The organism is Paucihalobacter ruber (assembly GCF_006494535.1).
Classification (GTDB): domain Bacteria; phylum Bacteroidota; class Bacteroidia; order Flavobacteriales; family Flavobacteriaceae; genus Paucihalobacter; species Paucihalobacter ruber.
Window position 1 is genome coordinate 363,971 of record NZ_VHIQ01000004.1, and the last position, 25,067, is coordinate 389,037.

General features: G+C 35.2%; 22 protein-coding genes. 10 read left to right on the top strand and 12 right to left on the bottom strand.

The window, feature by feature from the left end:
- Position 1 precedes the first annotated feature (1 nt).
- From FJ651_RS10155 to FJ651_RS10165, 3 genes are read left to right on the top strand one after another with little or no spacing between them, the layout of a single operon-like run.
- Positions 2-1,678 carry a peptidase domain-containing ABC transporter gene (locus FJ651_RS10155; RefSeq protein WP_140990401.1) on the top strand — a complete coding sequence of 559 codons (1,677 nt, stop codon included), beginning with the start codon at positions 2-4 and terminating at the stop codon, positions 1,676-1,678.
- Complete coding sequence (locus FJ651_RS10160; RefSeq protein ID WP_140990402.1) at positions 1,671-3,020, top strand: HlyD family secretion protein; 1,350 nt, start codon at positions 1,671-1,673, stop codon at positions 3,018-3,020. Before FJ651_RS10155 ends, FJ651_RS10160 begins: the two co-directional genes overlap by 8 nt.
- Positions 3,021-4,424, top strand: a complete 1,404-nt coding sequence (locus tag FJ651_RS10165) for a TolC family protein (protein ID WP_140990403.1) — start codon at positions 3,021-3,023, stop codon at positions 4,422-4,424.
- Here the strand turns inward: FJ651_RS10165 and FJ651_RS10170 are convergent, their stop codons facing one another.
- The 4 genes from FJ651_RS10170 to FJ651_RS10185 form a co-directional block, all read right to left on the bottom strand.
- Complete coding sequence (locus FJ651_RS10170) at positions 4,425-5,168, bottom strand: hypothetical protein (protein ID WP_140990404.1); 744 nt, start codon at positions 5,166-5,168, stop codon at positions 4,425-4,427.
- An 81-nt stretch (positions 5,169-5,249) separates the two neighbouring features.
- Positions 5,250-6,764: a DEAD/DEAH box helicase gene (locus FJ651_RS10175; RefSeq protein WP_140990405.1), complete on the bottom strand. Its 1,515-nt coding sequence runs from the start codon at positions 6,762-6,764 to the stop codon at positions 5,250-5,252.
- 130 nt (positions 6,765-6,894) lie between these two features.
- A complete protein-coding gene (locus tag FJ651_RS10180) occupies positions 6,895-7,374 on the bottom strand; it encodes an Hsp20/alpha crystallin family protein (RefSeq protein ID WP_140990406.1) in 480 nt (159 codons plus the stop codon).
- A gap of 471 nt (positions 7,375-7,845) precedes the next feature.
- Positions 7,846-8,283, bottom strand: coding sequence for a 3D domain-containing protein (locus FJ651_RS10185; RefSeq protein ID WP_246085348.1), 438 nt, complete (start codon positions 8,281-8,283; stop codon positions 7,846-7,848).
- A gap of 80 nt (positions 8,284-8,363) precedes the next feature.
- Here FJ651_RS10185 and FJ651_RS10190 point away from each other — a divergent pair, with 80 nt between their 5' ends.
- Entirely contained in the window at positions 8,364-9,686 is a 1,323-nt protein-coding gene (locus tag FJ651_RS10190; RefSeq protein ID WP_140990407.1) for a dipeptidase, read from the top strand.
- On the opposite strand, the gene FJ651_RS10195 is transcribed toward FJ651_RS10190, so the two are convergent.
- Positions 9,683-11,683 (bottom strand): alpha-ketoacid dehydrogenase subunit alpha/beta, encoded by a 2,001-nt coding sequence (locus FJ651_RS10195; RefSeq protein ID WP_140990408.1) that lies wholly within the window; start codon positions 11,681-11,683, stop codon positions 9,683-9,685. The genes FJ651_RS10190 and FJ651_RS10195 overlap by 4 nt on opposite strands.
- Before the next feature lie 153 nt (positions 11,684-11,836).
- Between FJ651_RS10195 and FJ651_RS10200 the strand changes: the two genes are divergently transcribed.
- From FJ651_RS10200 to FJ651_RS10215, 4 genes are all read left to right on the top strand, one after another.
- The gene (locus tag FJ651_RS10200; protein ID WP_140990409.1) at positions 11,837-12,787 is read left to right on the top strand and encodes an isopenicillin N synthase family dioxygenase; all 951 of its coding nucleotides are present in this window, start codon (positions 11,837-11,839) and stop codon (positions 12,785-12,787) included.
- Positions 12,788-12,877: 90 nt separating this feature from the next.
- On the top strand, positions 12,878-13,207 hold the full coding sequence (locus tag FJ651_RS10205) for a translation initiation factor (protein WP_140990410.1): 330 nt from the start codon (positions 12,878-12,880) through the stop codon (positions 13,205-13,207).
- Between the two features lie 16 nt (positions 13,208-13,223).
- Positions 13,224-14,096 (top strand): nucleoside phosphorylase, encoded by an 873-nt coding sequence (locus FJ651_RS10210; protein WP_140990411.1) that lies wholly within the window; start codon positions 13,224-13,226, stop codon positions 14,094-14,096.
- 10 nt (positions 14,097-14,106) lie between these two features.
- Positions 14,107-14,955, top strand: coding sequence for a substrate-binding domain-containing protein (locus tag FJ651_RS10215; protein ID WP_140990412.1), 849 nt, complete (start codon positions 14,107-14,109; stop codon positions 14,953-14,955).
- A gap of 316 nt (positions 14,956-15,271) precedes the next feature.
- Here the strand turns inward: FJ651_RS10215 and ung are convergent, their stop codons facing one another.
- Positions 15,272-15,943 carry a uracil-DNA glycosylase gene (gene ung / locus FJ651_RS10220; RefSeq protein WP_140990413.1) on the bottom strand — a complete coding sequence of 224 codons (672 nt, stop codon included), beginning with the start codon at positions 15,941-15,943 and terminating at the stop codon, positions 15,272-15,274.
- Positions 15,944-16,054: 111 nt separating this feature from the next.
- Between ung and FJ651_RS10225 the strand changes: the two genes are divergently transcribed.
- Positions 16,055-18,220 (top strand): endonuclease MutS2, encoded by a 2,166-nt coding sequence (locus tag FJ651_RS10225; RefSeq protein ID WP_140990414.1) that lies wholly within the window; start codon positions 16,055-16,057, stop codon positions 18,218-18,220.
- Positions 18,217-18,636 carry a thiol-disulfide oxidoreductase DCC family protein gene (locus FJ651_RS10230; RefSeq protein ID WP_140990415.1) on the top strand — a complete coding sequence of 140 codons (420 nt, stop codon included), beginning with the start codon at positions 18,217-18,219 and terminating at the stop codon, positions 18,634-18,636. Before FJ651_RS10225 ends, FJ651_RS10230 begins: the two co-directional genes overlap by 4 nt.
- Before the next feature lie 277 nt (positions 18,637-18,913).
- On the opposite strand, the gene FJ651_RS10235 is transcribed toward FJ651_RS10230, so the two are convergent.
- The 6 genes from FJ651_RS10235 to aroC all read right to left on the bottom strand — a co-directional run bounded on the left by FJ651_RS10235 (position 18,914) and on the right by aroC (position 25,032).
- Complete coding sequence (locus FJ651_RS10235; RefSeq protein WP_140990416.1) at positions 18,914-20,071, bottom strand: flavohemoglobin expression-modulating QEGLA motif protein; 1,158 nt, start codon at positions 20,069-20,071, stop codon at positions 18,914-18,916.
- Between the two features lie 6 nt (positions 20,072-20,077).
- Positions 20,078-20,908, bottom strand: coding sequence for an N-formylglutamate amidohydrolase (locus FJ651_RS10240; protein WP_140990417.1), 831 nt, complete (start codon positions 20,906-20,908; stop codon positions 20,078-20,080).
- A 3-nt stretch (positions 20,909-20,911) separates the two neighbouring features.
- The gene (locus tag FJ651_RS10245) at positions 20,912-21,232 is read right to left on the bottom strand and encodes a hypothetical protein (protein WP_140990418.1); all 321 of its coding nucleotides are present in this window, start codon (positions 21,230-21,232) and stop codon (positions 20,912-20,914) included.
- Positions 21,233-21,243: 11 nt separating this feature from the next.
- On the bottom strand, positions 21,244-22,281 hold the full coding sequence (gshB, locus tag FJ651_RS10250) for a glutathione synthase (protein WP_140990419.1): 1,038 nt from the start codon (positions 22,279-22,281) through the stop codon (positions 21,244-21,246).
- A 53-nt stretch (positions 22,282-22,334) separates the two neighbouring features.
- Entirely contained in the window at positions 22,335-23,780 is a 1,446-nt protein-coding gene (locus FJ651_RS10255) for a dicarboxylate/amino acid:cation symporter (protein WP_140990420.1), read from the bottom strand.
- Positions 23,781-23,961: 181 nt separating this feature from the next.
- The gene (gene aroC, locus FJ651_RS10260) at positions 23,962-25,032 is read right to left on the bottom strand and encodes a chorismate synthase (protein ID WP_140990421.1); all 1,071 of its coding nucleotides are present in this window, start codon (positions 25,030-25,032) and stop codon (positions 23,962-23,964) included.
- Positions 25,033-25,067 lie beyond the last annotated feature (35 nt).

Sequence of the window (25,067 nt, forward strand, 5' to 3'; positions counted from 1 at the left end):
TATGCGTGAGCAATTATTAACGTCTTGGCAAAGACTGGTAAACTTACTAAAACTTGAACGTAAAGATGTTTTACAGATATTGTATTACGCTATTTTCGCAGGTTTGGTTGCTTTGATTTTGCCATTAGGTATTCAGGCAATTATTAACCTAATTCAAGGTGCTCAAGTGAGTTCATCATGGATTGTTTTGGTGGTATTGGTAACCCTTAGTGTGCTTTTTACAGGCCTTTTACAGCTCATGCAATTGCGAATAGTAGAAAATTTACAACAAAAGATTTTTACAAGATCTTCAATTGAGTTTGCTTACAGGTTTCCAAAAATAAAAATGAGCGAATTACATAATTTTTATCCTCCTGAACTGGCCAATCGATTTTTTGATACCATTACAGTTCAAAAAGGTGTAGCAAAATTATTATTAGATATGCCTGCTGCCCTGTTACAAATTATTTTTGGTCTTTTGCTTTTATCATTTTACCATCCCTTTTTCATCATTTATGGTATCTTATTATTAGTTCTAATTTACATTGTTTTTAAATTTACCATTCAACGAGGTTTGCAAACCAGTTTGTTAGAATCGAAGTATAAATATCATGTTGCGCATTGGATACAGGAAATTGCACGTTCTATCGTGAGTTTTAAACTTTCGGGAAAAACATCTTTAGCACTTGAGAAAAACGATTCTATTTTAAAGAAATATCTGGAAGCCAGAGAAAATCACTTTCAAATTTTAATCTTACAATTTAGCCAGATGATTGGCTTTAAGGTGTTGGTAACAGGCGGATTATTAATAATTGGAGGCTTACTGGTTTTAAATCAACAAATGAATATTGGTCAGTTTGTTGCCGCTGAAATCATTATATTATTAGTGGTTAACTCGGTTGAAAAGTTGATTTTAAGTTTAGAAACCATGTACGACGTATTAACATCTCTCGAAAAAATAGGTCAGGTTGTTGATAAAGAATTAGAGTCACAAACAGGCGAAATACCATTTGCCGATAGTGAAACTTTTGAAATTAAATTAGATAAAGTATATTTCACAACAAAAGATAGAGATTATCCAATCTTAGAAAATATTTCTTTTTCAATCGAACCGCGGTCCACAGTGCTAATCGACGGCCCAAATGGCTCAGGTAAATCTACTTTATTAAGGGTTATAGCGGGTATTGCAGAGCCTTCTAAAGGCGATATTTATGTAAATGATGTGTCGCTAAAAGGTATTTATCCCAACCATTACCGGGCACAAGTTGGCCATATTTTGGCTGGAGAAACTCCCTTCGAAGGAACAATTTATGAAAATATCACATTTGGAGATAAATCCATAACCGAGCAAAGAATCAATAAAATTATCGATGTTGTTGGTTTAAGAGAATTTGTAAAATTCCAACCATTCGGAATAAAAACAATTATTTATCCCGAAGGAAAGCAAATTTCAGAAACCATCTCAAGAAAAATATTATTGGCCCGGGCTTTGGCAAAAACCTGCTCTCTTTTAATCTTAGAAGACCCATTAGATCAGTTTGACGACATTGAGGCTAATAGAATAATTGATTATTTGCTAGACGACGATCATCCCTGGACACTTGTAGTTGTAGGTTCACACGAAAGATGGCGCAAATCTTGTAATCACATAATTGAATTAGAACGAGGTAAAATTAAATCAGATATTCGCAATGCTTAATATTTCAAGAAGTCCGCTACACGGAAAAGTAGATTTGTCTGAGTATACCCATAGTCAGGTTGTTTTTCATAGAAAACATTTTATGACTATTGATAGATTCCTTATAGTTTTTGGAATCATACTTTTAATTATTTTATTCTTACCATGGACACAGATTGTTTCAGGTAACGGACAAGTAACAACCTTAACACCAGATCAACGTCCGCAAACCATACAATCACCTATTCCCGGTCGTATTGAAAAATGGTATGTAAAAGAAGGTGAATTTGTAAATAAAGGTGATACCATTCTTCACATTTCTGAAATCAAAAACGAATATTTCGATCCGCAATTGGTTGAACGAACAGGGCAACAAATTGAAGCCAAGTCTATGTCGGTTAAATCTTATGAGGAAAAGGTGAAAGCTCTTAATAATCAAATTGAAGCTCTTGTAACAGAACGTAGACTTAAGCTCAATATGGCCAGTAATAAGTTAATTCAGGCTAGGTTAAAAGTTCAAAGCGACAGTATTGATTTTGAAGCAGCTAAAACCAATATAGAAATTGCTAAAAGACGATACGATCGTATTGAAAGCTTAGAAGGAGAGGGTCTTTATTCCTTAAGAGATTTAGAAGAAAATAAACTTAAACTTCAAGAAACTGAGGCCAAGTTAATTTCGCAGGAAAATAAATTATTATCTTCCATCAACGAAGTTATCAATGCAGAAATAGAGATTAATCGTGTTCAGGCCGAGTATACCGACAAAATTTCGAAGGCTCAAAGCGATTTATACACGGCTCAATCGGGACAATTTGATACATCGGCACAGGTAACCAAACTGGAAAACGAACGTACCAATTACGAAATGCGTAACGATATGTATTTCATTCGGGCTCCACAAAGCGGTATTATTAACAAGGCCATACGCGGAGGTATTGGGGAAACTTTTAAAGAAGGAGAGCGTTTGGTGGGTATTATGCCCGACGGATACGATATGGCTGTTGAAACCTTTGTAGAACCCATAGATTTACCTTTAATGTATATAGGTGCCAAAGTGAGAATTCAGTTTGACGGCTGGCCTGCTATTGTATTTAGCGGTTGGCCAAATGTGTCTTACGGTACCTACGGTGGAAAAATAGTAGCCATTGAAAATTTTATAAGCGATAACGGTAAATATCGTGTGTTGATTTCTCCCGATCCTGAAGCAGAAACCTGGCCAAGTGATGTGCGTGTTGGTTCGGGTGCTTTTACAATGGCGCTGCTTGAAGATGTGCCAATTTGGTTTGAATTATGGCGTAAATTGAACGGGTTTCCGCCAAATTATTACAAACCCGAAAACCTAACCAAACTCGATTCAAAATAGATGAAAAGAAACCTTATCGTCTTTTTTCTGCTTTTCAGTATATTTTCGGTGGCTCAAACGCCGTCTAATGATCTTTTGCTTACTTTCAAGGAATATTTAGGCTATGTTAAACGCTTTCACCCTATTGCCAAGCAGGCAGAGTTAACCGTAAGTGTTGGTGAGGCTAATTTATTGCGTTCAAGAGGCGCTTTCGACCCTAAAATAAATGTAGATTACAACCGAAAAGAATTTAAGGATACTGAATATTTCGATCAGCTTAATACAACCTTTAAAATTCCAACCTGGTATGGAATTGAACTTAAGGCAAATTTTGAACAAAATAGTGGTGACTTCTTAAACCCTGAAGGTTTTTTACCGGATGATGGTCTATACAGTGCCGGAATTTCGGCTTCATTATTAAGAGGTTTGTTAATGAATGAACGTATGGCAGATTTAAAAACTGCTAAATTCTTTAGGGAACAAACCAAAGCCGACAGAGATATTTTAGTCAACCAGATATTGTTTGATGCGGCCATTGCCTATTTTAACTGGTTAAAAGCGTATCAGGAAGCTGAAATATACAATAACTTTTTAGAAAACGCTCAGATTAGATTTCAAGGCATCAGACAAAGTGCGCTCGCAGGAGATATTGCCGCCATTGATACCATTGAGGCAAAAATTGCAGTTGAAAACAGGAAATTAAGCCTAGAACAAGCCAATTTAGAATTGTTTAAAAAGCGGCTGGAAGTATCAAATTTTCTCTGGATTAACGATGTTCCGGTTGAATTGCAAGAAGAAGTAATTCCCGATACAAATCCGGCATTAGATATTGACTCTTCTTTTGAGACTATGGGTTTAACACTCGATCAATTTACTTTAGAAAATCATCCTAAGCTAAGGTCGTTAAATCTTAAAATAGAAGCCTTAGATGTTGACAGACGATTAAAAGCTAATAAATTGCTTCCCAGATTAGATGCTAATTATAATTTTTTAACCGAAACCCCCGAAATTGCCCAAAGTTTAAATACTTTTAACTACAAAGGTGGAATAAATTTTGAGCTACCCTTATTTTTACGGAAAGAACGCGGTGATTTAAGGTTGGCAAAATTTAAAGTTCAAGACGCTCAATTCGATTTGAAAAATGAAGAGCTTACCATTCAGAATAAAGTGATAGCTGTTTTTAACGCCTTAGAGTCTTTTAAGCGTCAAAATGTTCTTATTTCAACAATTGTTCAGGACAATAGAGTATTGCTAAATGCCGAGGAACGTAAATTTAGTTTTGGAGAAAGTTCACTGTTTTTAATTAATACAAGGGAATTGAATCTCATCAACGCAGAGCTCAAATCTATTGAAGTGCAGAATAAATTTTTCGAAACTAAGGCAAAATTGTTTAATAGCTTAGCGACCAATCCAACAAATTTATAATTAGTTGTTGTCTTTTTTAGCTTCTTTTTCTTCCTCAGGTTCTTTGTATCCTAATGGTTTTTCGTTAACAAATACAATGGTTGCCTTTACGCCGGTAAGTAAATTCCATTCTTTTGAAGAAATTAAATTTCCTTTGTCGTCGTGTATAATTAATTCGGCTGTATTTGGACCTGAATCTCCTTGGTTGAGTGCTTGAAAATCTATTTTGTTGATGCCATCAGAAAGATTGACAGGAATAATTTTATAACTTCCTGTTAATAAGACATTAGGCGCTATTACTTCGTCGTTTAATAAAATTCTCACTCGATCACCATCAGGAAATTTGTGGTCTCTACACATAATATTGACGTGCTTGGTATAGATGCGATATTCTCCTAAAAACTGGTCGTCCATAGACTTGGGCTTGATACCTTCGTCTTCGGCCTTTTTTCGCCAGCGCTCTTCAAACAATTCTCCGGGATGCCTTAATGTGTTATCACTAAGCATTGAGAAAGGCTTTTTAGGTGTGTTCAGATCAACGTCGTTCTCAGGTTTGTTGGTACCGCTTATTTTGTTTTTAGGGGCATCGATTTCACCTTCTTTTACTTTGGTTTCGGCCTTAATATTCAGTTTGGTGGAATCTCTTTTCTCTTCGGTTTTAACAGCGGGAATTTTAATAGACTTATTTCTGCTATCAACTTGAGCAATTGCAGCAACCATTCCGAAGAAAAAAAATATTGTGGTTATGTAAATAAATCTATTCACCTGAAAGTTTTATTAATACCGTTCAAAAATCATACCTAAATAAAATTATAACTTATATTTAAGTCAATAACAAATAAATCGTTAAAATTTACCATTAAAACTTAAACGCAGTCGCCTTTGGTATTCTTCAAAGAGCCAGTCTTTATAATTTTGAGTGCTATCCATCATACAATAACAGTATTGTTTAACACGATATTGTATTTCGTCTGAAAGTAATTTAGCCAAGGCCCTGGCTTCAAAAATATCTTCGCTGTTTTCAATACAAATTTGGGAGTGCTGAGCAATTGACTGCTCGATAGCGTCAAAAGATTTTTTTCCCTCTGATATGGCTTGTTTATAAACTTCTTTAATATTAAAATCTAACGTTGCTGAATTTTTAAACTTCTTTTTTAGCACCTCGGGCATTTCATAAACAAAATCCCGTTCAATAGCTTCGTCATCTCTAATGTTTTCTAAATAATAATCGGGATATTTAAATATTTGTTGCCAGTCTACCAATTGATCCCACGGACCAAAACGCGCGCAGTTGTTTCCTAAATCTATAATTTGAAAAGATTTTTTGTCGTCTAGAATTCTTGATCCACGACCAATCATTTGAAAATACAAGGTCAATGAGCGGGTAGCTCTGTTTAAGATAACGGTTTCTACAGTTGGTTCATCAAACCCCGTAGTTAAAATACTAACCGAAGTTAAAATGCCATTTGGGGTGTGTTTAAACCAATCGAGAATCTCACTTCGCTCCTGCTTGTTACAGGTGTTATCTAAATGTTTAATATTATAACCGGCACGCTTAAAACTATGGTAAACGTCTTTTGAGGTGTTGATACCGTTATTGAAAATAAGGGTTTTTTGTCCTTGTGCTACTTCTTCGTAGGCGTAAATTAATTTGTTCAGCATTAAGCTGTTTGAATATAGGGCTTCAGATGATTTTACCGTATAGTCACCATTAATTCCTACTTTAAGGGTGTTCAAAGCAACATCATAGGTAAATATTTCGCCTTTGGCTAAATAACCATTTTTAATGAGTGTACCAATATCGTCTCCTACAATTAATTTTTTGTAGTGATCTTTCATTGGTAATTTAATATTTGAACTTAATGGTGTTGCTGTGACTCCCAGTATAAAACAATCTTTAAAAAACTTAAATAACTTTCTAAACGAGTTGTAATGAGCTTCGTCAATTATAACCAGACCTATGTTTTTAAGCTCAAGATCATTATCGTTCAATCTGTTATTGAGCGTTTCAACCATAGCTACAAAACAAGTGTATTCGTCTTGATCGGGTAAGTATTTGACCTGACTGTTAATAATTTTATTGTGAACCCCAAAACCTTCAAGAACAGACGAAGTTTGCGCACATAACTCTACCCTGTGGGTTAGTACAACCACTTTTTTATTGTAGTATTTAATATAGCGCCTAACAATTTCGGAAAATACTACCGTTTTTCCACCACCGGTTGGCAATTGGTACAACAGATTAAAGTCGGGTGGTGAGGATTCCAACACATCAAAAATGCGATGTAAATCGGCCAACTGATAATCGTATAAACGCTTTTTGGTTTTATCGGTGGTGTTTAAGGTGTTAGTATTGGGCATGCTTAAAAATTAATCCAACAAATTTACCACATAATAAGGGTTTAAAAAGACTTTGTTAAAAAGATTTAAAAAAAAAAGAGAGAAACCACTAGTGCGATTTCTCTCTTTAACAAAACAACTATTTAACTAATTATTTAATCTCAATGCGTTTTGGAGGTTTTGGAATGGCTTCTTCACGCTTAGGTAAATTAACGGTCAAAATTCCATCGGTGTAGCTTGCGCTAACTTTTGAGGCATCAACAGTTTCGGGTAAATTAAAGGTTCTTTTAAATGAGGCGTAGCCAAACTCTCTTCTGGTGTAATTACCTGCTTCTGTTTCATTTTTTTCTGAAACTTCACTTGAAATACTCAACATTTTGTTATCGACTTCAATATTAAAATCAGATTTTTTCATGCCTGGTGCGGCTAATTTCAACATAAACTCATTATTAGTTTCTTTAATGTTTACCGCAGGAAGCGATACGCCTTTATTAAAACTAGGCATCAATTCTGTTTCGAAATTATTGTCGAATATGTCATTAAGCCAAGATGAAATTCCCGGTAAGGTGTTTAAATTTTTATCTCTTAAAACAACATTTCCGTTTTTTGGTGTTTTTATTAGTGTGTTCATAACTTTTAATTTTATAATTAAACTTCACGTTCTACATTTCAAAATAAATACCAAACCAAAATTTATGTTTTATACATGTCATTTTTACATATTCAGCGACAAAATGGCATTTATAGATATCATTTTACCTGATATTTCAAAATAATTTGTTAAATCATTACTTTGTTATGCATAGTACTGTAACAAAATTGAAACATTGTCGTCTTAATACTGTAAACCTTTAAATAATATATATCATGAGAACTTTAAACAACAACCAAATAAGTAGTACCACGCCTAATACCAAAGCGTATGTTTGGAACAATAAAAGACGTTATAGAGCGTAATTTTAAATCAATTTAATCAATCAAAAACCTTACAGTCATGAAAGCACTTTCAAAAATTATCGATGCCGACAATCATTTAAATGAAGATTGGGACACCACTAAATAAGATTGAAACGTGCATCAAAACTAAAAACCGACAAGCTCATCACTTGTCGGTTTTTTTTGTGCTATCTGGTATAATAATCCCGTACTGAATTTTAACACGCCTTCTACCCCATTCTCGCGCTGCTTTTAAATCTACACCCATGTAAATATCAATTCGGTTTTGCCATCGGCTATGCATGCGGTCTTTCACCCAATAAATACTGTCAAAACCATTAATTTTAATAGGTGTATCACGTCTTAATCCCTTTCTGTATAAATCCCGTGAAACCGCTATATATGGCAATCCGGGATATAAACTATCTCCAAAGGCCGTAATATTTGGATTAGAATTGGTTTGATTTTTAAATGAATTATAGGCTGTAGCGGTAACTTCGATTTCGTACCATTGGTACTTTGATTCGTCAAAATCATTTTCAGAATTTTTATTACAGGATTGCAATAAGCCCAATACCAAAAATAAAATTAACATATTTTTCATGAATCTAATTTACATAAAAGTTTATCAAGTTTAAAAATTACTGGTTTTATTGTATTTTCACCTTCTCAAAATTTAATCCAATGAAACAACTTCTCTCCATTATTTGCTTACTAACCATGCTAACTTCATGCAAAAACAACACTGATAAAATGACCGAAGATTCAAAATCAGAGAAGGATTCCCTAGCATTAATTGATCTTGCTAAAAACATCCATAAAAATGTAATTACCTTAGACACCCATTGCGATATCAACGTTAAAAATTTTACCGATTCTATAAATTACACGCAAAGATTAGACACTCAAGTCAACCTGCCTAAAATGGACGAAGGTGATTTAGATGTGGTTTGGTTAATAGTTTATACCGGGCAAGACACGCTTTCGGATGAAGGTTATGCCAACGCCTACGAAAACGCCATGTCTAAATTTGAGGCCATTCATAATTTGGTTGAAAAATTTGCGCCCGATCAAATTGAACTGGCTACTACTTCTGCCGATGTAAAGCGTATTGTAGCATCTGGTAAAAAAGTGGCGATGATTGGTATTGAAAATGGCTATCCCGTTGGAAACGACATCGGCAATGTTGAAAAATTTTATAACCTTGGCGCCAGATATATGTCTTTGTCTCATAACGGCCACAGTCAGTTATGCGATAGTAATACCGGTGAGGCCGATGACATCTGGCTGCATAATGGTTTAAGCGATTTGGGAAGACAGGTGGTTGCCGAAATGAATCGTTTGGGTATGATGATCGACATATCTCATCCATCAAAAGAATCGATGCGTCAAATGATTGAATTGTCGAAAGCGCCAATTATCGCCTCGCATTCGTCTGCACGTGCACTTTGTGATCACAGTAGAAATTTAGATGATCAACAATTAATGTGGTTAAAAGAAAATGGAGGTGTTGTTCAAACAGTAGCTTTTCAGGCTTATATTAATTCTGAAAAGAACAATGCCAGAAATGAAGCTTTAACCAAACTAAGAAATGAAGTAGCCGATTCATTAGGTTTAAAATGGTATAACAGAAACGAATTTGGAGAATTAAGCGAAGATGAGAAAGAAATTTTTAGAGCATACAGAAACCAAATTATCACCTTAGCCGATAAAAAGTCGGATGGTAATCCTGAAATTCCATCTGCTGTGAATGTTGAAGACTTTGTAGACCATATAGACTATTTGGTAACCAAAATGGGCATCAATCACGTAGGTATTAGTAGCGACTTTGATGGTGGCGGCGGCGTTGACGGTTGGCGTGATGCATCAGAAACTTTTAACGTGACTTTAGAATTGGTAAAACGTGGCTACACCGAAGCCGAAATAGCGAAGCTATGGAGCGAAAACCTTTTGAGAGTCTTAGATGAGGTTGAGTCCGTGGCTAAAAGTATTCAAGCGGCGGGTTAGTATTGGTTTAATGTTATTAGTGCTTCTTCAAATCTTGATTTTGCCAAATATTGCTGCTCTAAGTCACTGTTAAATGGTATTGGTGTTTCCAAACTTCCAACTCTAACTACTGGGGCGTCTAAGTACTCAAAACAATTTTCGTTGATTAAAGCTGAAATGTCGCTGGCAATACCGCCAAATAAGCTGTCTTCTTGCAGAATGATAACTTTACCCGTTTGCTTTACCGAATTAAAAATAGCTTCAATATCTAATGGTTGAAGTGTTCTCAGATCTAATAATTGTGCACTTATTTCGGTGTGCTTTTCTAGTGTTTCCAATGCCCAATGAACACCGGCACCGTAAGTAATGATACTGATATCTTTTCCATCTTTTATAACACTCGCCTTTCCAAAAGGTATGGTGTAATAATCCATAGGTACTTCTTGTCGAACGCTGCGATACAAGGCTTTATGTTCAAAAAACAAAACGGGATTTGGGTCTTCTATAGCAGTTGCCAGTAATCCTTTAGCGTCTAACGGAAATGCCGGATAAACAACTTTCAAACCGGGCGTTTTTGTAAACCATGCTTCGTTGGTTTGTGAGTGAAACGGACCCGCAGACACACCTGCGCCACAAGGCATTCTTACAACCACATCGGCATTTTGACCCCAGCGATAATAAGACTTGGCTAAATAATTAACTAAGGGATTAAATCCTGAACTTACAAAATCGGCAAACTGCATTTCAACAACACTCTTAATACCTTTGATGCTTAAACCCATGGCGGTTTCAATAATGGCCGATTCGCAAATAGGTGTATTTCTTACACGATTTTTGCCAAACTGCTCGACAAAACCTTCGGTTATTTTAAAAACGCCACCATATTCAGCAATGTCCTGACCCATGATAACCAAATCTTTATGACGCTTCATGCTCAATCTTAAACCGTCTGAAATGGCATCAATAAGTCTCAACTCGCTAGTTTTTGAACTTGATGTAGTTTCTTTAAATTCAAATGGTTTGTAAACATCATTTAATTCTTTACTTAAAACGGGTATTATTTTAGGTTCATTGTCTGCCAACTTTAAATGCTCGTCTATTTCCTGTTTGATTTCGTTGGAAATTTGCTCATTTAATTGTTCGGTGAGTACACCTTCCTGAATTAAGAAATTTCGGTAGTTATCTATGGGGTCTTTTTGTTCCCATTCTTTCATCAAGGCATCGGGAACGTATTTGGTACCGCTAGCTTCTTCGTGACCGCGACGTCTAAAGGTTTTAAATTCTATTAAAATTGGTCTTGGACGTTTTCTAATACTTTCAACCAATTTTTTGGTTTTATAGTAAACTTCAAGAATATTGTTGCCGTCAATTACGAAGGCATCAATACCGTAACCCTTTCCTTTATCAGCCAAATCCTTACATCTATATTGTTCGTTTGTTGGTGTTGACAAGCCATAACCGTTATTTTCAATACAGAATAATACAGGTAATTCCCAAACGGCTGCCACGTTTAAAGCTTCGTGGAAATCGCCTTCACTGGTACCACCTTCACCCGTAAAAACAGCAGTTACTTTAGCTTCGTTTTTTAATAAACCCGCCAAAGCTATGCCATCGGCGACGCCTAATTGCGGTCCTAAATGAGAAATCATACCTACAATTTTATACTCTTGCGTGCCAAAGTGGAATGAACGATCTCTGCCATTCGTAAAACCGTTTGCCTTACCTTGCCACTGACTGAACAAGCGGCTTAAAGGAATATTTCTGGTGGTAAACACACCCAAATTTCGGTGCATTGGTAAGATGTATTCATCATCTTCTAACGCCATAGTTACCCCAACCGAAATAGCTTCCTGCCCAATTCCTGAAAACCATTTTGAAATTTTTCCCTGACGCAAGAGAATGAGCATTTTTTCTTCAATTAATCTCGGCTTCAGCATGTTCTTGTAAATAGATAATAAGAGTTTATCAGAAAAATTCCGTTTATCGTATTTGATGTAACTTTTTGCAGTAGTCTGCATATTTTCGGAGGTTAAAATAGATTACGATGGTAAAAGTAAGTAAAAATTGCACAAAAACTTAGGGCAAATCTTAATTTCAGAGCAATGGTAAAAATCAGCAGATATAAGTATATTTAATTACTTTTGTATTTGTTCAATTTAATACTAACAGTTATGAATGTGATACCAAGTGTAGATTTAAGCGATTTTCTTTCCGAAGATCCTATAAGAAAGCAAAAGTTTATAGATGAGATTGGTAAAGCTTACGAAGAAATTGGTTTCGTCGCTCTTAAAGGGCATTTTTTAGATGATACATTGGTTAAAAATCTTTACGGTGAGGTTAAGAAATTTTTTGATTTGCCACTTGAAATTAAACAGAAATACGAAATTCCGGGTATTGGTGGTCAACGCGGTTACGTTTCCTTTGGAAAAGAAAGTGCTAAAGGCAAAAAAGAAGGCGATTTGAAAGAGTTTTGGCACTTTGGTCAATATGTGGAGGACAATCCAATACTAGCCAAAGATTATCCCGACAATGTTGAAGTTGAAGAACTGCATGAGTTTAATAAAGTAGGAAAAAAAACTTACAGAATGCTTGAGAAAACCGCTAAATATGTATTACGTGCACTGGCTTTGCATCTTGGTTTAGAAGAGACATATTTTGATAAGTACATTCATAACGGCAACTCCATTTTAAGACCAATTCATTATCCGCCAATAACCCAGGAACCTAAAGATGCTGTAAGAGCAGCTGCTCATGGCGATATCAATTTAATTACCTTGTTAATGGGCGCACAAGGTAAAGGGCTACAGGTTCAAAACCATAAAGGTGAATGGATTGATGCCATTGCAGAACCTGATGAATTAATGATAAATGTGGGTGATATGTTGTCCAGACACACCAATAATAAATTGAAATCTACCATTCATAGAGTGATTAATCCGCCCAGAGAATTATGGGGAACCAGCCGCTACTCTATTCCGTTTTTTATGCATCCCATCAGTGAAATGAAACTGGATGTTTTGGAGAAATGTGTTGATGAAAACAATCCTAAACACTTTGAAGACATCACGGCCGGTGAATTTTTAAACGAACGATTGGTTGAACTGGGTCTTATTAAAAAATAAAGTGTAAATACCAATTCTTAAATTCCAAATTCCAATTTAAAACTACGGGCATTGGAATTTGGAATTTGTATTTTGAAATTTTAAACTCGTATGGATTTACAAGACCAGCTAAAAAAGCTATTTCCTGAACACCAACCGGAAATAAATCAAAATGAAGAAGATAATAATAATGGTATCTGGCTTCAAGATGAACCCTTATTGTGTAAATACGAAAAAAGAAAAGGAAAACCAACCACCATTATAGCCGGATATACCGGAGCAGACGAAGATTTCAAGAAACTTGCCAAAGAACTAAAAACCCGTTTGAGTGTTGGCGGTAGTTTTAAAAATGATGAAATCATCATTCAAGGCGATTACAGAAATCAGATAATGGAAATGTTGAAAGAAAAAGGTTTTAAAGTAAAACGCGTTGGTGGTTAAATATAAATATAATTAAATGTCAATTAAATCTTCTGAGTTAATTCTCAACCCCGATGGTAGTATCTATCATCTCAATTTATTACCAAAACACATAGCCGATAACGTCATTTTTGTTGGAGATCAGGATCGTGTAGAACGTATCTCAAATCACTTCGACAGTATTGAATACGCCATTCAAAAAAGAGAATTTAAAACGCATACCGGCCTTTACAAGGGCAAGCGCTTAACGGTAATTTCTACGGGAATTGGACCCGACAACATTGATATTGTGCTCAATGAATTAGACGCTTTGGTTAATATTGACCTTGAAACAAGAACCCCTAAAAAAGAACTAAAAAGCCTTAATATTATAAGGATAGGAACGTCCGGCTCGCTACAAGCCGATATACCTGTTGATGCGTTTGTGTTGAGTTCGCATGGTTTGGATATTAATGGCATGCTTCACTTTTATCAAATAGACAGTATTTCGAATCCAGAGGTGGAAGACGCTTTTATAAAGCATACAAATTGGAGTCCTTTTAAGGCCAGACCGATTATTATAGAAAACAGCAGAGAATTGCAAACTGTTTTTGAAGACGAAAACATTCACGTTGGTATGACCGGAACTGCAGGAGGTTTTTACGGTCCACAAGGTCGAATATTGCGCTTACCTCTTCAAGATCCTGATCTAAATAACAAATTAGATAACTTTAGTTATAAGGGCTATAGAATTACCAACTTTGAGATGGAGACCTCTGTTATTTATGGTTTATCTAAACTTTTAGGACACAATGCGATTTCGCTAAATGCAATTATAGCTAACAGAGCTAATGGTACTTTTAGTGAAAACCCAAAACAAACTGTGGACAGATTAATTGAATTTGCATTAAATAGAATCATTGAGCTTTAAGTTATTTTAAATGAATTTAGTAAACATAGGTGGCGTACCGGAACATTTCAATTATCCGTGGTATCTAACCTTAAAGAATGGCGACTATAAAAAACAAGGCATTAACCTTAGGTGGCAAGATTATTATGGCGGTACCGGAGATATGATTAAAGATTTACGATCAGGTAAGATAGATTTAGCCGTTATCCTAACCGAAGGTATTATTAAGGATATCATTGAAGGTAACCCAAGTAAAATTGTTCAGGTATTTGTTAAATCGCCATTAATTTGGGGGATTCACACAGCGCACGACTCTAAATTTAAAACCGTGAACGATTTAAAAGGTAGTAGAGCTGCCATTAGCAGGTTTGGTTCGGGCTCGCATTTAATGGCTTATGTTAATGCTGAAAATCAAGGCTGGAACGTAGAAACCGACTTAAATTTTGAGGTCATAAAAAATCTCAATGGAGCTGTTGAAGGATTATTAAACGGTAAAGCCGATTATTTTATGTGGGAAAAATTCACCACCAAACCATTGGTGGATAATGGAACGTTTAATTATATAGGTAGCTGTCCTACACCTTGGCCATGTTTTGTAATTGCAGCAACAAATCAATTTATTGAACATCGAAGCGATGAATTAAAAACAATTCTCAATATCATTAATAAAACAACAACTGATTTTAAAAATATTCCCGGAATTGATATGACTATATCAAATAGATATGATCAAAAGTTGGAAGATGTAAGAGAATGGATTAGCTTAACCGAATGGTCACAAAAAAATATTACGAACAAACAGGTTCAAGAAGTTCAGCAAAAATTAAAATCGCTGAATTTGATTTCTGAGGAACTTCCATATCATAAAATATGTATTTGAAATTAAAAGATAAAATACGCATTTAAATATCTTAGAAGTTCGATTAAAATCTTGCCAAAACAGTTCAAAATCTAAAATATCTTTAAGTTTTAATTAACTTTTTAGCCTTCTATAGTTCACCTTTCAACAATTTTATTAAATTTGCTTTAACCCAATGTTCTAATATTGAAAAAATTGTAATTTATGCTATTAACGATTTCCCTTATTTTAATACTACTTGTTGGACTCAATTTTTTCTTATTATTTTTTAGCTGCAACAAAACAAGTAAGAAATCTGTTAGCGAATCACCAAGAATTAAGGAGCCTAAAAGTCAAGTTATAAAGACCAGTCAATCTGTAGAAGGCCGTCTTGCTCCAACAGGAAGTTAGTTTTACTAAAATGTTTGTTTCCAAACCATAATCCGCGATTGGCACTTAAAGGCGATGGATGTCCGGCCGTTAGCACATGGTGTTTAGTAATGTCAATTAATTTATTTTTTTGTTTTGCGTAATTTCCCCATAGTAAAAATACCACCTTTTCTTTTTCTTTACTGATAATTGATATAACTGTATCAGTAAATTGTTCCCAGCCTCTATTTTGATGACTGCCGGCTTGCGAGTTTCTTACGGTTAAGGTAGCATTTAACAATAAAACACCTTGTTTGGCCCATTTTGATAAATTACCAGATTTGGGATAAGGTATTCCTAAATCTTTTTCTAATTCTTTAAAAATGTTTATTAACGATGGTGGATGAGAAATACCATCATGCACCGAAAAACACAGCCCGTTTGCCTGCCCGACGCCGTGATATGGGTCTTGTCCAATAATTACCACTTTTAAATCGTTAAAACTGCAGTAATCAAAGGCTGCAAATATTTCTTTTCCGGGTGGGAAACATTGATGTGTTTTATATTCTGTCTTTACAAATTCGGCAAGGGATAAAAAATAAGGTTGATTAAATTCGGTTGCCAGATGTGATTTCCAGGAATCGTTGATAGTTACATTCATATTTAAAAGTCTAAAGGTCAAATTTACCACACTGTTAATTCAAACACAATTATAAGGATAAGTATTGGCCTTAATCCTTAAATTTGTAACAAATTGGAGTTGAAAACAACTATGCCGTCTATACATATTAAAACTCTTGAAGATATCGAATTCTTTTCGGTGTTAAATCAAGTATCAGAATACTGTATCACTGCTCTGGGCAAGAGCGAAGTGCTTTCTATCAAACCTTTTTCTGATAAGGATTTGGTGCTTAACGCTCTTTTGCTAACCAACGAATACCTATCGTCTTTCGACAACGATAACCGTATTCCTAATCATGGTTTTGAACCTATAAATCATGAATTGAAAATGTTGCATATTGAAAATTCTTTTCTGGAAACACAGAGTTTTAGAAAAGTTGCAGCCATTTCAGACACTTCTAATACATTGGTTAAGTTTTTTGATAAGTTTAAAGACTACTATCCTAACTTATACAGTTTTTCATTACAAATAAAAGTTACAAAGGATATTATCAACGAAATTGACAATATTATTGATAAATATGGCGATGTAAAAGACCGTGCCTCAAATGAGTTGTTGCAACTGCGTCGATCGCTTAATGCTGTTAAAGGCAAAGTAAACCAGAGCTTTAATGTAGCTTTAAATCAGTGTATTGCCAACGACTATTTAGATGACATTAAGGAAAGTGTAGTTGAGAACAGACGTGTTTTGGCGGTAAAAGCCATGTATAGACGTAAAGTAAAAGGAGCCATTTTAGGTAACAGTAAAACAGGAAGCATTGTCTATATAGAACCCGAAACTACTTTTAAATACGCTCGTGAGGTACAAAATCTAGAGTATGATATCAAAGAAGAAATAGAGCGAATTTTAAAACAACTAACAGATTTTTTGAGACCTTATACTTCTTTACTTTCATTGTATCAGGAATATTTAACAGCTATTGATGTAATTTACAGCAAGGCGAAATATGCCGCTAATATCAATGCTGTGTTGCCTGAATTTAACGAAGATAAAAATCTGTTTTTAAAGGATGCTTACCATCCATTATTATTAATCGAAAATAGAAAAAAGAACGCCAAAACATATCCTCAAACCATTCAGTTAAATCAGGAAAGCAGAATTATTGTGATATCCGGACCTAATGCCGGTGGAAAAAGTATTACTCTTAAAACCGTGGGTTTGTTGCAGGTGATGTTGCAAAGTGGTTTGTTGATACCGGTTCACGAGCGAAGTTCTGTATTTTTTTTCGATAGAATTTTAACTGATATAGGCGATAATCAATCTATTGAAAATCATTTAAGTACTTATAGCTACCGTTTAAAACAAATGAATTATTTTCTGAAGAAGTGTAATCAAAACACACTTTTTTTAATAGATGAATTTGGTACCGGTAGCGACCCTGAACTTGGTGGCGCACTAGCCGAAACATTTTTAGAAGAATTTTACCACAGAGACGCCTATGGCATTATAACAACCCACTACTCTAACCTAAAGGTTTTAGCAAACGAGTTGCCCGCCATGTTAAATGCCAATATGATGTTCGACGAAAAAAGTCTTGAGCCTATCTATAAATTGGCACTCGGCCAGGCCGGAAGCTCATTTACTTTTGAAGTTGCTCAAAAAAATGGCATTCCTTTTGGTTTAATCAACAGAGCTAAAAAGAAAATTGAGCGCGGAAAGGTCAGGTTTGATGCCACTATTGCAAAACTTCAAAAAGAACGCAGCAAGTTGGAGAAAACGGAGCAATCGCTTAAAGAGAATGAACGGAAAAAACAGATTGAAGCCGATAAATTAGAAGAAACAAACACTAAGATTCAAAGAAAATTAGAAAGCTATCAGGAGTTATACGACAGTAACCAACGCTTAATTTATCTCGGTCAGAAATTTAACGATATTGCCGAAAAGTTTTTTGAAAACAATAAAAAGAGAGAGTTAATGGGCGAATTATTTAAGCTGGTTCAGCTCGAAAATTCAAAACGTAAAAAGGTTTCTGTCAAGCAACGTCAAGCCCAAAAAGTTAAGGAAAAACAAGTACAACAGGAAGCTGAAAAAAAGGTTGAAGTCATCAGACAGAAGAAAAAAGCCGATAAACAAAAAGTTGTTAAAATTGAAAAACCTAAACCCGTATTTAAAATTGGTGATCGCGTGAGAATGCACGACGGAAAGGCTGTTGGTAGTATTGATAACTTAGAAAAAAATAAAGCAGTCGTTAATTATGGTATGTTTACCACTAATGTAAGTGTAGATTTATTAGAATTGGTAGAGGCTAAAAAATGAAAAATCTTATCCCAGAATATAAAAACCTAATATTATTTGATGGCGTTTGTAACCTTTGTAATAGTAGCGTACAATTCATAATTAAACGCGATAAGGAAAATATTTTTCTTTTTACGCCTTTGCAGGGCGAAACAGCCAAACAAATCCTTGAGCATTATAAAATTAATACCCAAGAAATAGATTCTATAATACTTTATCAACCCAATAAAGGAGTGTACTTTAAATCTACAGCTGCTTTAAAAATTGCTTCTAAATTAGGTTTTCCGGTTAATATTGCGGTAGTCTTTATGATTATTCCTACCTTTATTAGAAACTGGATCTACGATCTTATTGCCAAATATCGCTACAAATGGTTTGGCAAAAAAGATCAATGTATGATTCCCACTAAAGAACTTCAAGAAAAGTTTATGCCATAAAAAAAGTCCTTCGGCAAAAGGACTTTTTCTAATTTAACAACTAATTTAAAAACTAATTTAACCTCTCAAAATAATATTTATAAAAATTATTGAGGGAATATGTTGATTAATAGCACATTATTTTGATGTTTCAAATGTACATCGAGATAATATTTGATTCCTATTTATTTCGATGTAAAACCTTAAAAACTTGATGAATAAATGGAGAATGCAAAAATCTTCTATAAAATGCACGGTATTAGTTAAATTGGCACAAGCTATAGTTTCTTCAAAAAGTTTATTTTAAACTTTTTAAAATAAATTCGAGATTGGTATTAGAATTATCGTTAGTAAGATAAGCATCAGTAAAATGTTTTGGTGGAATTGCCAGATTTAATTCCTGTAATTTTTGAATTGTTTTCAAATATTCAATAGAACTTTTACCGGTAAGTAGTAAACTTAAATCCCCTTCATTTTTTGCGAAATTATAAATGGTGGTCAAACCTGAAAGGTATAAATGATCTTTTGTAAATCCGCCACCACGATGAACTCTTAAGGTAATTGAAAATGCCTTTTCTTTATTTAACTTGTGCTGATTATAAAGGAGGTCGAAGGTATCGGCAAATTTATATCCTTTGTTTAGGCTATCAACTGCGATGACGCGGTATGACAATTCTTTAAGTCTTTCAATAGTGAGGCAACCACTCATAAATTCTGAATATACGGCCAGGCCTTCTTGGGTTTCAACGTTATTTGGTAATCCGTTAGCGAAGATTCTTAGAGGTTGTTCAAAGGCATTAAAGGTGGTTACCAGATGCACGCCAATTTCATGATTTGCCAAAACGATGAGCTGGTTTTTACTGAATTTATGATTTTTGCGTAAGACCAAAGTTTTAGAATTACTCAAAACCATCGCCGCAGCCGATAAGTTATTAGAAAGTTTAATAGTAAACTCAAAATTATACCGTTGCGCAAACTCTTCAAAATAAGCTTTGGCTTCGTTTGCGTTGTACATGGGTAGCATGTCTTCCTGAAAATCGGAGTTGTCAAAACGCAATATAAAATTGGCATTGTCAATACTCTTTTCGGTTGGTGAACCAAAACTTTTTAAGCTGTTGTAATAAAACTTTCGGCCAGAACCAATGGTTTGTATGCACTCAATTAAACCGGAATATTCATAAATGGTATCTTCGTATAATTGCCGGATATCTTCATCTTCAATTCGCTCTAACCTTTGTGAGAAAAATAAGCGATGCAGTTTATACCCGTTAAATTTTATTTTTGGGTATTTAAATTGAGGTTCGTAATTAAACTTTGCATTAAAAAACTGCTTTTTTTCACTTTCAATATTAAGCGGATTGATATAATTAAGTAACTCGATATTTTTTACCAAACGATTAATATTGGCATCAATTTCGAATAAACTTTGAAACTCGTCAGTTGTTCTAATTAGCATTTCTGTTTAATGGTTGAAGGTTTTATTAAACGATTCAGCATGCTCAGGAATTTTTATTTGAAGCGCTTTTCTAACCGATTCAACTACTTGAGGATAAATAACTTGCTTGTATTCGTCACAATAAACTTTTGCAATTTCGGTGGCTAACACCAAAGTGTTTTTGAAATTGGAGGTAATGTGTTTTAAAAAATAGCCATTTCCAAAAAAGGTATCATTGATCTTGGCAGTAGATTTGATGTTGTTTGGCAACTTAATTTCAGATAGGCTCTTTCTCCAAACTTCTACCATTTTGCCGAATCGGTCGTTATCAATGTTAGTTGTCCCCAAATTCCATGTTGGCACTTCCCTATCCCATCGCTGCCAGTTATAGCTATGCATATCGTAAACAATGCAGTTAGTAAATTGCAACTCCAGCTGCGCAATGACTGCATCAACAACTTTATAAAAATTGTTGTGCTTATCAAGACTTCGCTGTTTCATGTCTATCTGTAACGAATTTCTCCAAAGTTGCTTTCCCCAAGCTGTTTCAAACACAGCTTCTTCGGGTGGTCTGTTTAGATCGTATTCAAAACGAGAGTCCAAACCGGCCAAAACAATAGGTTGGGTATTAATCATGTATTTGGTTTCGGGGTCTTCTTCATACCATCTATCGTATTCTGTATGAAGGCAATTATCCCATAACTCACGTCTAAATTGATGACCGTCGTGAATGGCTGCGCACATAAATGGCACATAAGTTTCAATTTTTAAGGTGAAACTGTAATCCTCTGCCACCGCCGAAAAAGTTTCAGCGCGATTAATTTTGGCAATGATTGCCTCAACCGAAAGTTTTTCCATGAACTATTTTAAAATCTTTTTTAGAAATAACATCATGTTGCGCTCCAGAATATTGTATTCATGGTCTGCATTGAGAAGTAGTTTAATTTCCAGAAGCAAATCGTCGATTTGTGATGCTGTAAAATTATGATGTTCTAAACCCTGTTCTATTTTTTGAATAACCTGATAGTCGTTATCTTGTTCAAATTCGCTGTAGATTTTCTGAAAAGTCTTCATATCGACTTTAGAGATGATGATGTTTTTTTCTTCATTAGATTCTTTAAAATCTGAATTTGCCGCAAACAACAAAATATAGGCAATAAATTCCTCTTTACTCCAATTCATATAGCTTGATTTTAGGCGTCTTCAACGGTTTTACGAAGTCTAACTCTTCGATCAAATTGTTGTAATTTTTCTAGTACTTTACCTTCTACAAAGTCAATAACGCGTTCTTCCACCTTTACTTTAGGTTTATAAACTTTATTGATATAAGTAATACCACCCGGCGACATCACGTTGACTTCAACTAATTTTCCACCAATTACATCAATTCCAACAAAATACAAGCCATCTTTAACTAACTTCGGACCTATTTGCTTGCATAAATCTTTTTCTGCTTTAGATAGAGTATGTTTGGCGACACTACCACCTGCCGAAACATTTGAACGGTGATCATCACTACCCGGAATTCTGCGCATGGCACCAACGGGTTCACCATTGAGTAATAAAATTCTAACATCTCCTTGATCTGCTCCGGGAATATAATCCTGTAAAATCACATAGTTTGAAGTACCATCGGCATTTGAAATATAAAAATCTAACAGCGAATTGATATTGCTCATGGCACTGCGCTCTATTAAAATAACTCCTGAACCACCAAATCCGTTGAGCGGTTTAAGAATCATTTTATCAGATTTAGACTCTTTTATCTGTTTGATGAGATATTTTTTGTTTTTTGAAACATGTGTGTTTGGAATAATGTTGTTGTGCGCATCACCAAAAGCAGCTGTATATAATTTATTGTTAGCTTCGCGCATACCTTCCAAAGAATTGATGATAAACACATCGTCTTTTACGCTGTCTAAAAAATTAAGCATAATTGGGTCTAACGGCGGATTGGCCCTAAAGAAAATAGCATCAAATCCTGCAAGCGGCAGCATTTCGTCACGTAAAGTTACTTTTTTGTAAAACCCTTTTAAAGTTCCCGGTACTTTATCCATTCTGTTCACCACCGTACAAAAGGCGTTGGTAACACTATTTCTAATGGTAAGGTTGGCTGGTGTGCAGGTAGCGACGCCGTGGTTGCGTTTTACACATTCTCTAATTAGAGCTAAGGTGGTATCATTTTCCGGGTCTATCTGTTCCCAGGGATACATGATAAAACAAATATTCATCTTCTAAATTTTCAGAATTTAAATATAAAATAATTATAGTTAAATTAAGGTATTTAAGAATCTAAATCGAAGGTTTTCGTTGGATCGTCTGGTTCTTGATAGTTTAACATGTTTTCACCGTCGGCAATAATAGAGCAAACTGTTGCGTCACCGGTAACGTTTACAACGGTTCTAAACATATCTAAAATTCTGTCTACTGGAAAAATAATAGCTATCCATGCCGGATTCAATCCAACTGAGTCTAATACTATAATTAACATAACCAAACCGGCACTGGGCACGGCTGCCGAACCTATTGAGGCCAAAGTGGCTGTTAAAACCACTATTAATTGCTGGCCAACAGTTAGGTCTATCATATGCATTTGGGCTAAAAATACTACTGCAATGGCTTGGTATAAGCTTGTACCATCCATATTAACAGTGGCGCCAATGGGTAATACAAAACTGCTTATTTTCTTGTCAACACCAAGATTGTGCTCTACACATTCCATGGTTACAGGTAATGTTGCCGCACTGCTGGATGTTGAAAACGCCAGAGTTTGCGCAGGACTCATTGATTTGAAAAACCCGGAATAAGGAATTTTCTTTACGAATGTTTTTAAAATTAGCGGATAAACCACAAAAATCATCATTAACAATCCGCCTAAAACGGTTAATGAATACCAGCTTAAGCCTTTAAAAATTTCAATAACTTTACCAACATCATCTCCTGCCATTTTGCTTACCACACCAGCCAAAAGCGCAAAAACGAAAAACGGCGCAGCTTGCATAACGAGATCCACCATTTTTAAAAAAACTTCGTTTATGCCATCAACCAAGGTGAGTACCGGTTGGGATTTTTGGTCTGGTATAAAAAGTAAACAAACGCCGAAGAATACTGCAAAGAATATTATTTGCAGCATTAAACCATTATTAGACAAAGAATAGAAGAAGTTATCTGGAACAATATCCACCAAAGGCTGCAAAGGAGACACTTTTTTTCTTGTTTCGGCAGTTTGTAATTTATCTGATACAGCAGCGTCCTTTAATTCGGATTTGGTAAGTTTTGAAATTTCTTGTGCTCGTTCAAAAAAATTGGGGTCTTGTAAATAGTTAATACCGTCTTTTACCTGATAGCCTTGTTCAGATGCCCAAATTTCGTAACTAATTCTGTTATCTATTCTACTTTGCTCGTCTATTAACTTTCCGGGTTTTATAATGTTCACCAATGTAAGTCCTAAACCTATTGCAAACACAGTAGTTAATAAATAAACGCCCAATGTTTTGCCTCCCATTCTCCCCAAGCTCTTAGGGTCTCCAATATTGGCCACACCACTTATAATTGAAAACAATACCAACGGAACGGCAATAAGTTTCAATAAATTTATAAAGATGGTTCCAAAAGGATCAATCCAATCTATAGTAAACGAACTCCAACCCAGGCTACTGGAAACTAATGCCCAGATAATTCCAAGAACCATCCCGATAATTATTTTCCAATGTAATGCTAGTTTTTTCATCTATTTAAATATTTGTTTTTCATCGGAACGATGGAATGCCCTATTAATTCTATGTGGTTGTTTTGTCCTGATAATTATCTGGATTAACGGGCATTTCATAAGCCATATTCCTGCGAAAGCAGAAATCTCCTAATTAATTTTAAATTTATTTATGTTATTTGACCTAACCCAAAGTGTCAAATTACCATTCCTTAGATTCTTGTCTGCGCAGCAGTATAAAATCGGCCAATACCAAGGCTGCCATGGCTTCAACAATTGGTACTGCTCTTGGAACCACACATGGATCGTGTCTGCCTTTACCCTGCATCTCAACTAAATTTCCTTTATTATCTAATGCTTCCTGATTTTGTATAAGTGTGGCAACCGGTTTAAAGGCTACTTTAAAATAAATATCCATGCCATTGCTTATACCGCCCTGAACACCACCTGATCTGTTGGTTTTGGTACTACCATCAGCGTTAAATAAATCGTTGTGCTCACTACCTTTAAGTTTGGTGCCCTCGAAACCACTGCCGTATTCAAATCCTTTTACTGCGTTGATTGACAGCATGGCCTTTCCCAATTGCGCATGTAACTTATCAAAAACCGGTTCACCTAAACCTACGGGTACATTTTTAATCACACATGTGATGACACCACCAATGGTATCGCCCTGCTTTCTAACAGCCTTTATTAAGTTGATCATTTCAGCCGCTTTTTCAGGGCTGGCACATCGAACATCATTATGTTCAATTTGATTAAAATCGTATAGATTGTAATCTTCTTCCAGCTGAATGTTACCAACAGCCGACGTATAAGCCGTGATTTTAATATCTTTTAAAACAATTTTTGCTACAGCACCTGCCACTACCCTGCTGGCTGTTTCACGAGCCGAACTGCGACCGCCACCACGGTAATCTCTAATGCCATATTTTTGATCATATGTATAATCGGCATGACTTGGTCTGTAGACATCTTTTATATGAGAATAATCTTTCGATTTTTGGTCGGTGTTGTAAATAACAAAGGCAATTGGTGTACCGGTTGTTTTGTTTTCAAAGATTCCTGACAAAAACTCAACGGTGTCAGGTTCTTTACGTTGCGTTACAATTTTAGATTGCCCGGGCTTTCTTCTATTTAATTCATTTTGAATAAAATCGAAGTCTAATTCTATTCCGGCCGGGCAACCGTCGATAATGCCGCCTATTGCCTTGCCGTGCGATTCACCAAATGTGGTGAGTTTAAATAATGTTCCAAAGGAATTTCCAGCCATTAAAAAAAATTTATGCTAAAGTAATTGTATTATAA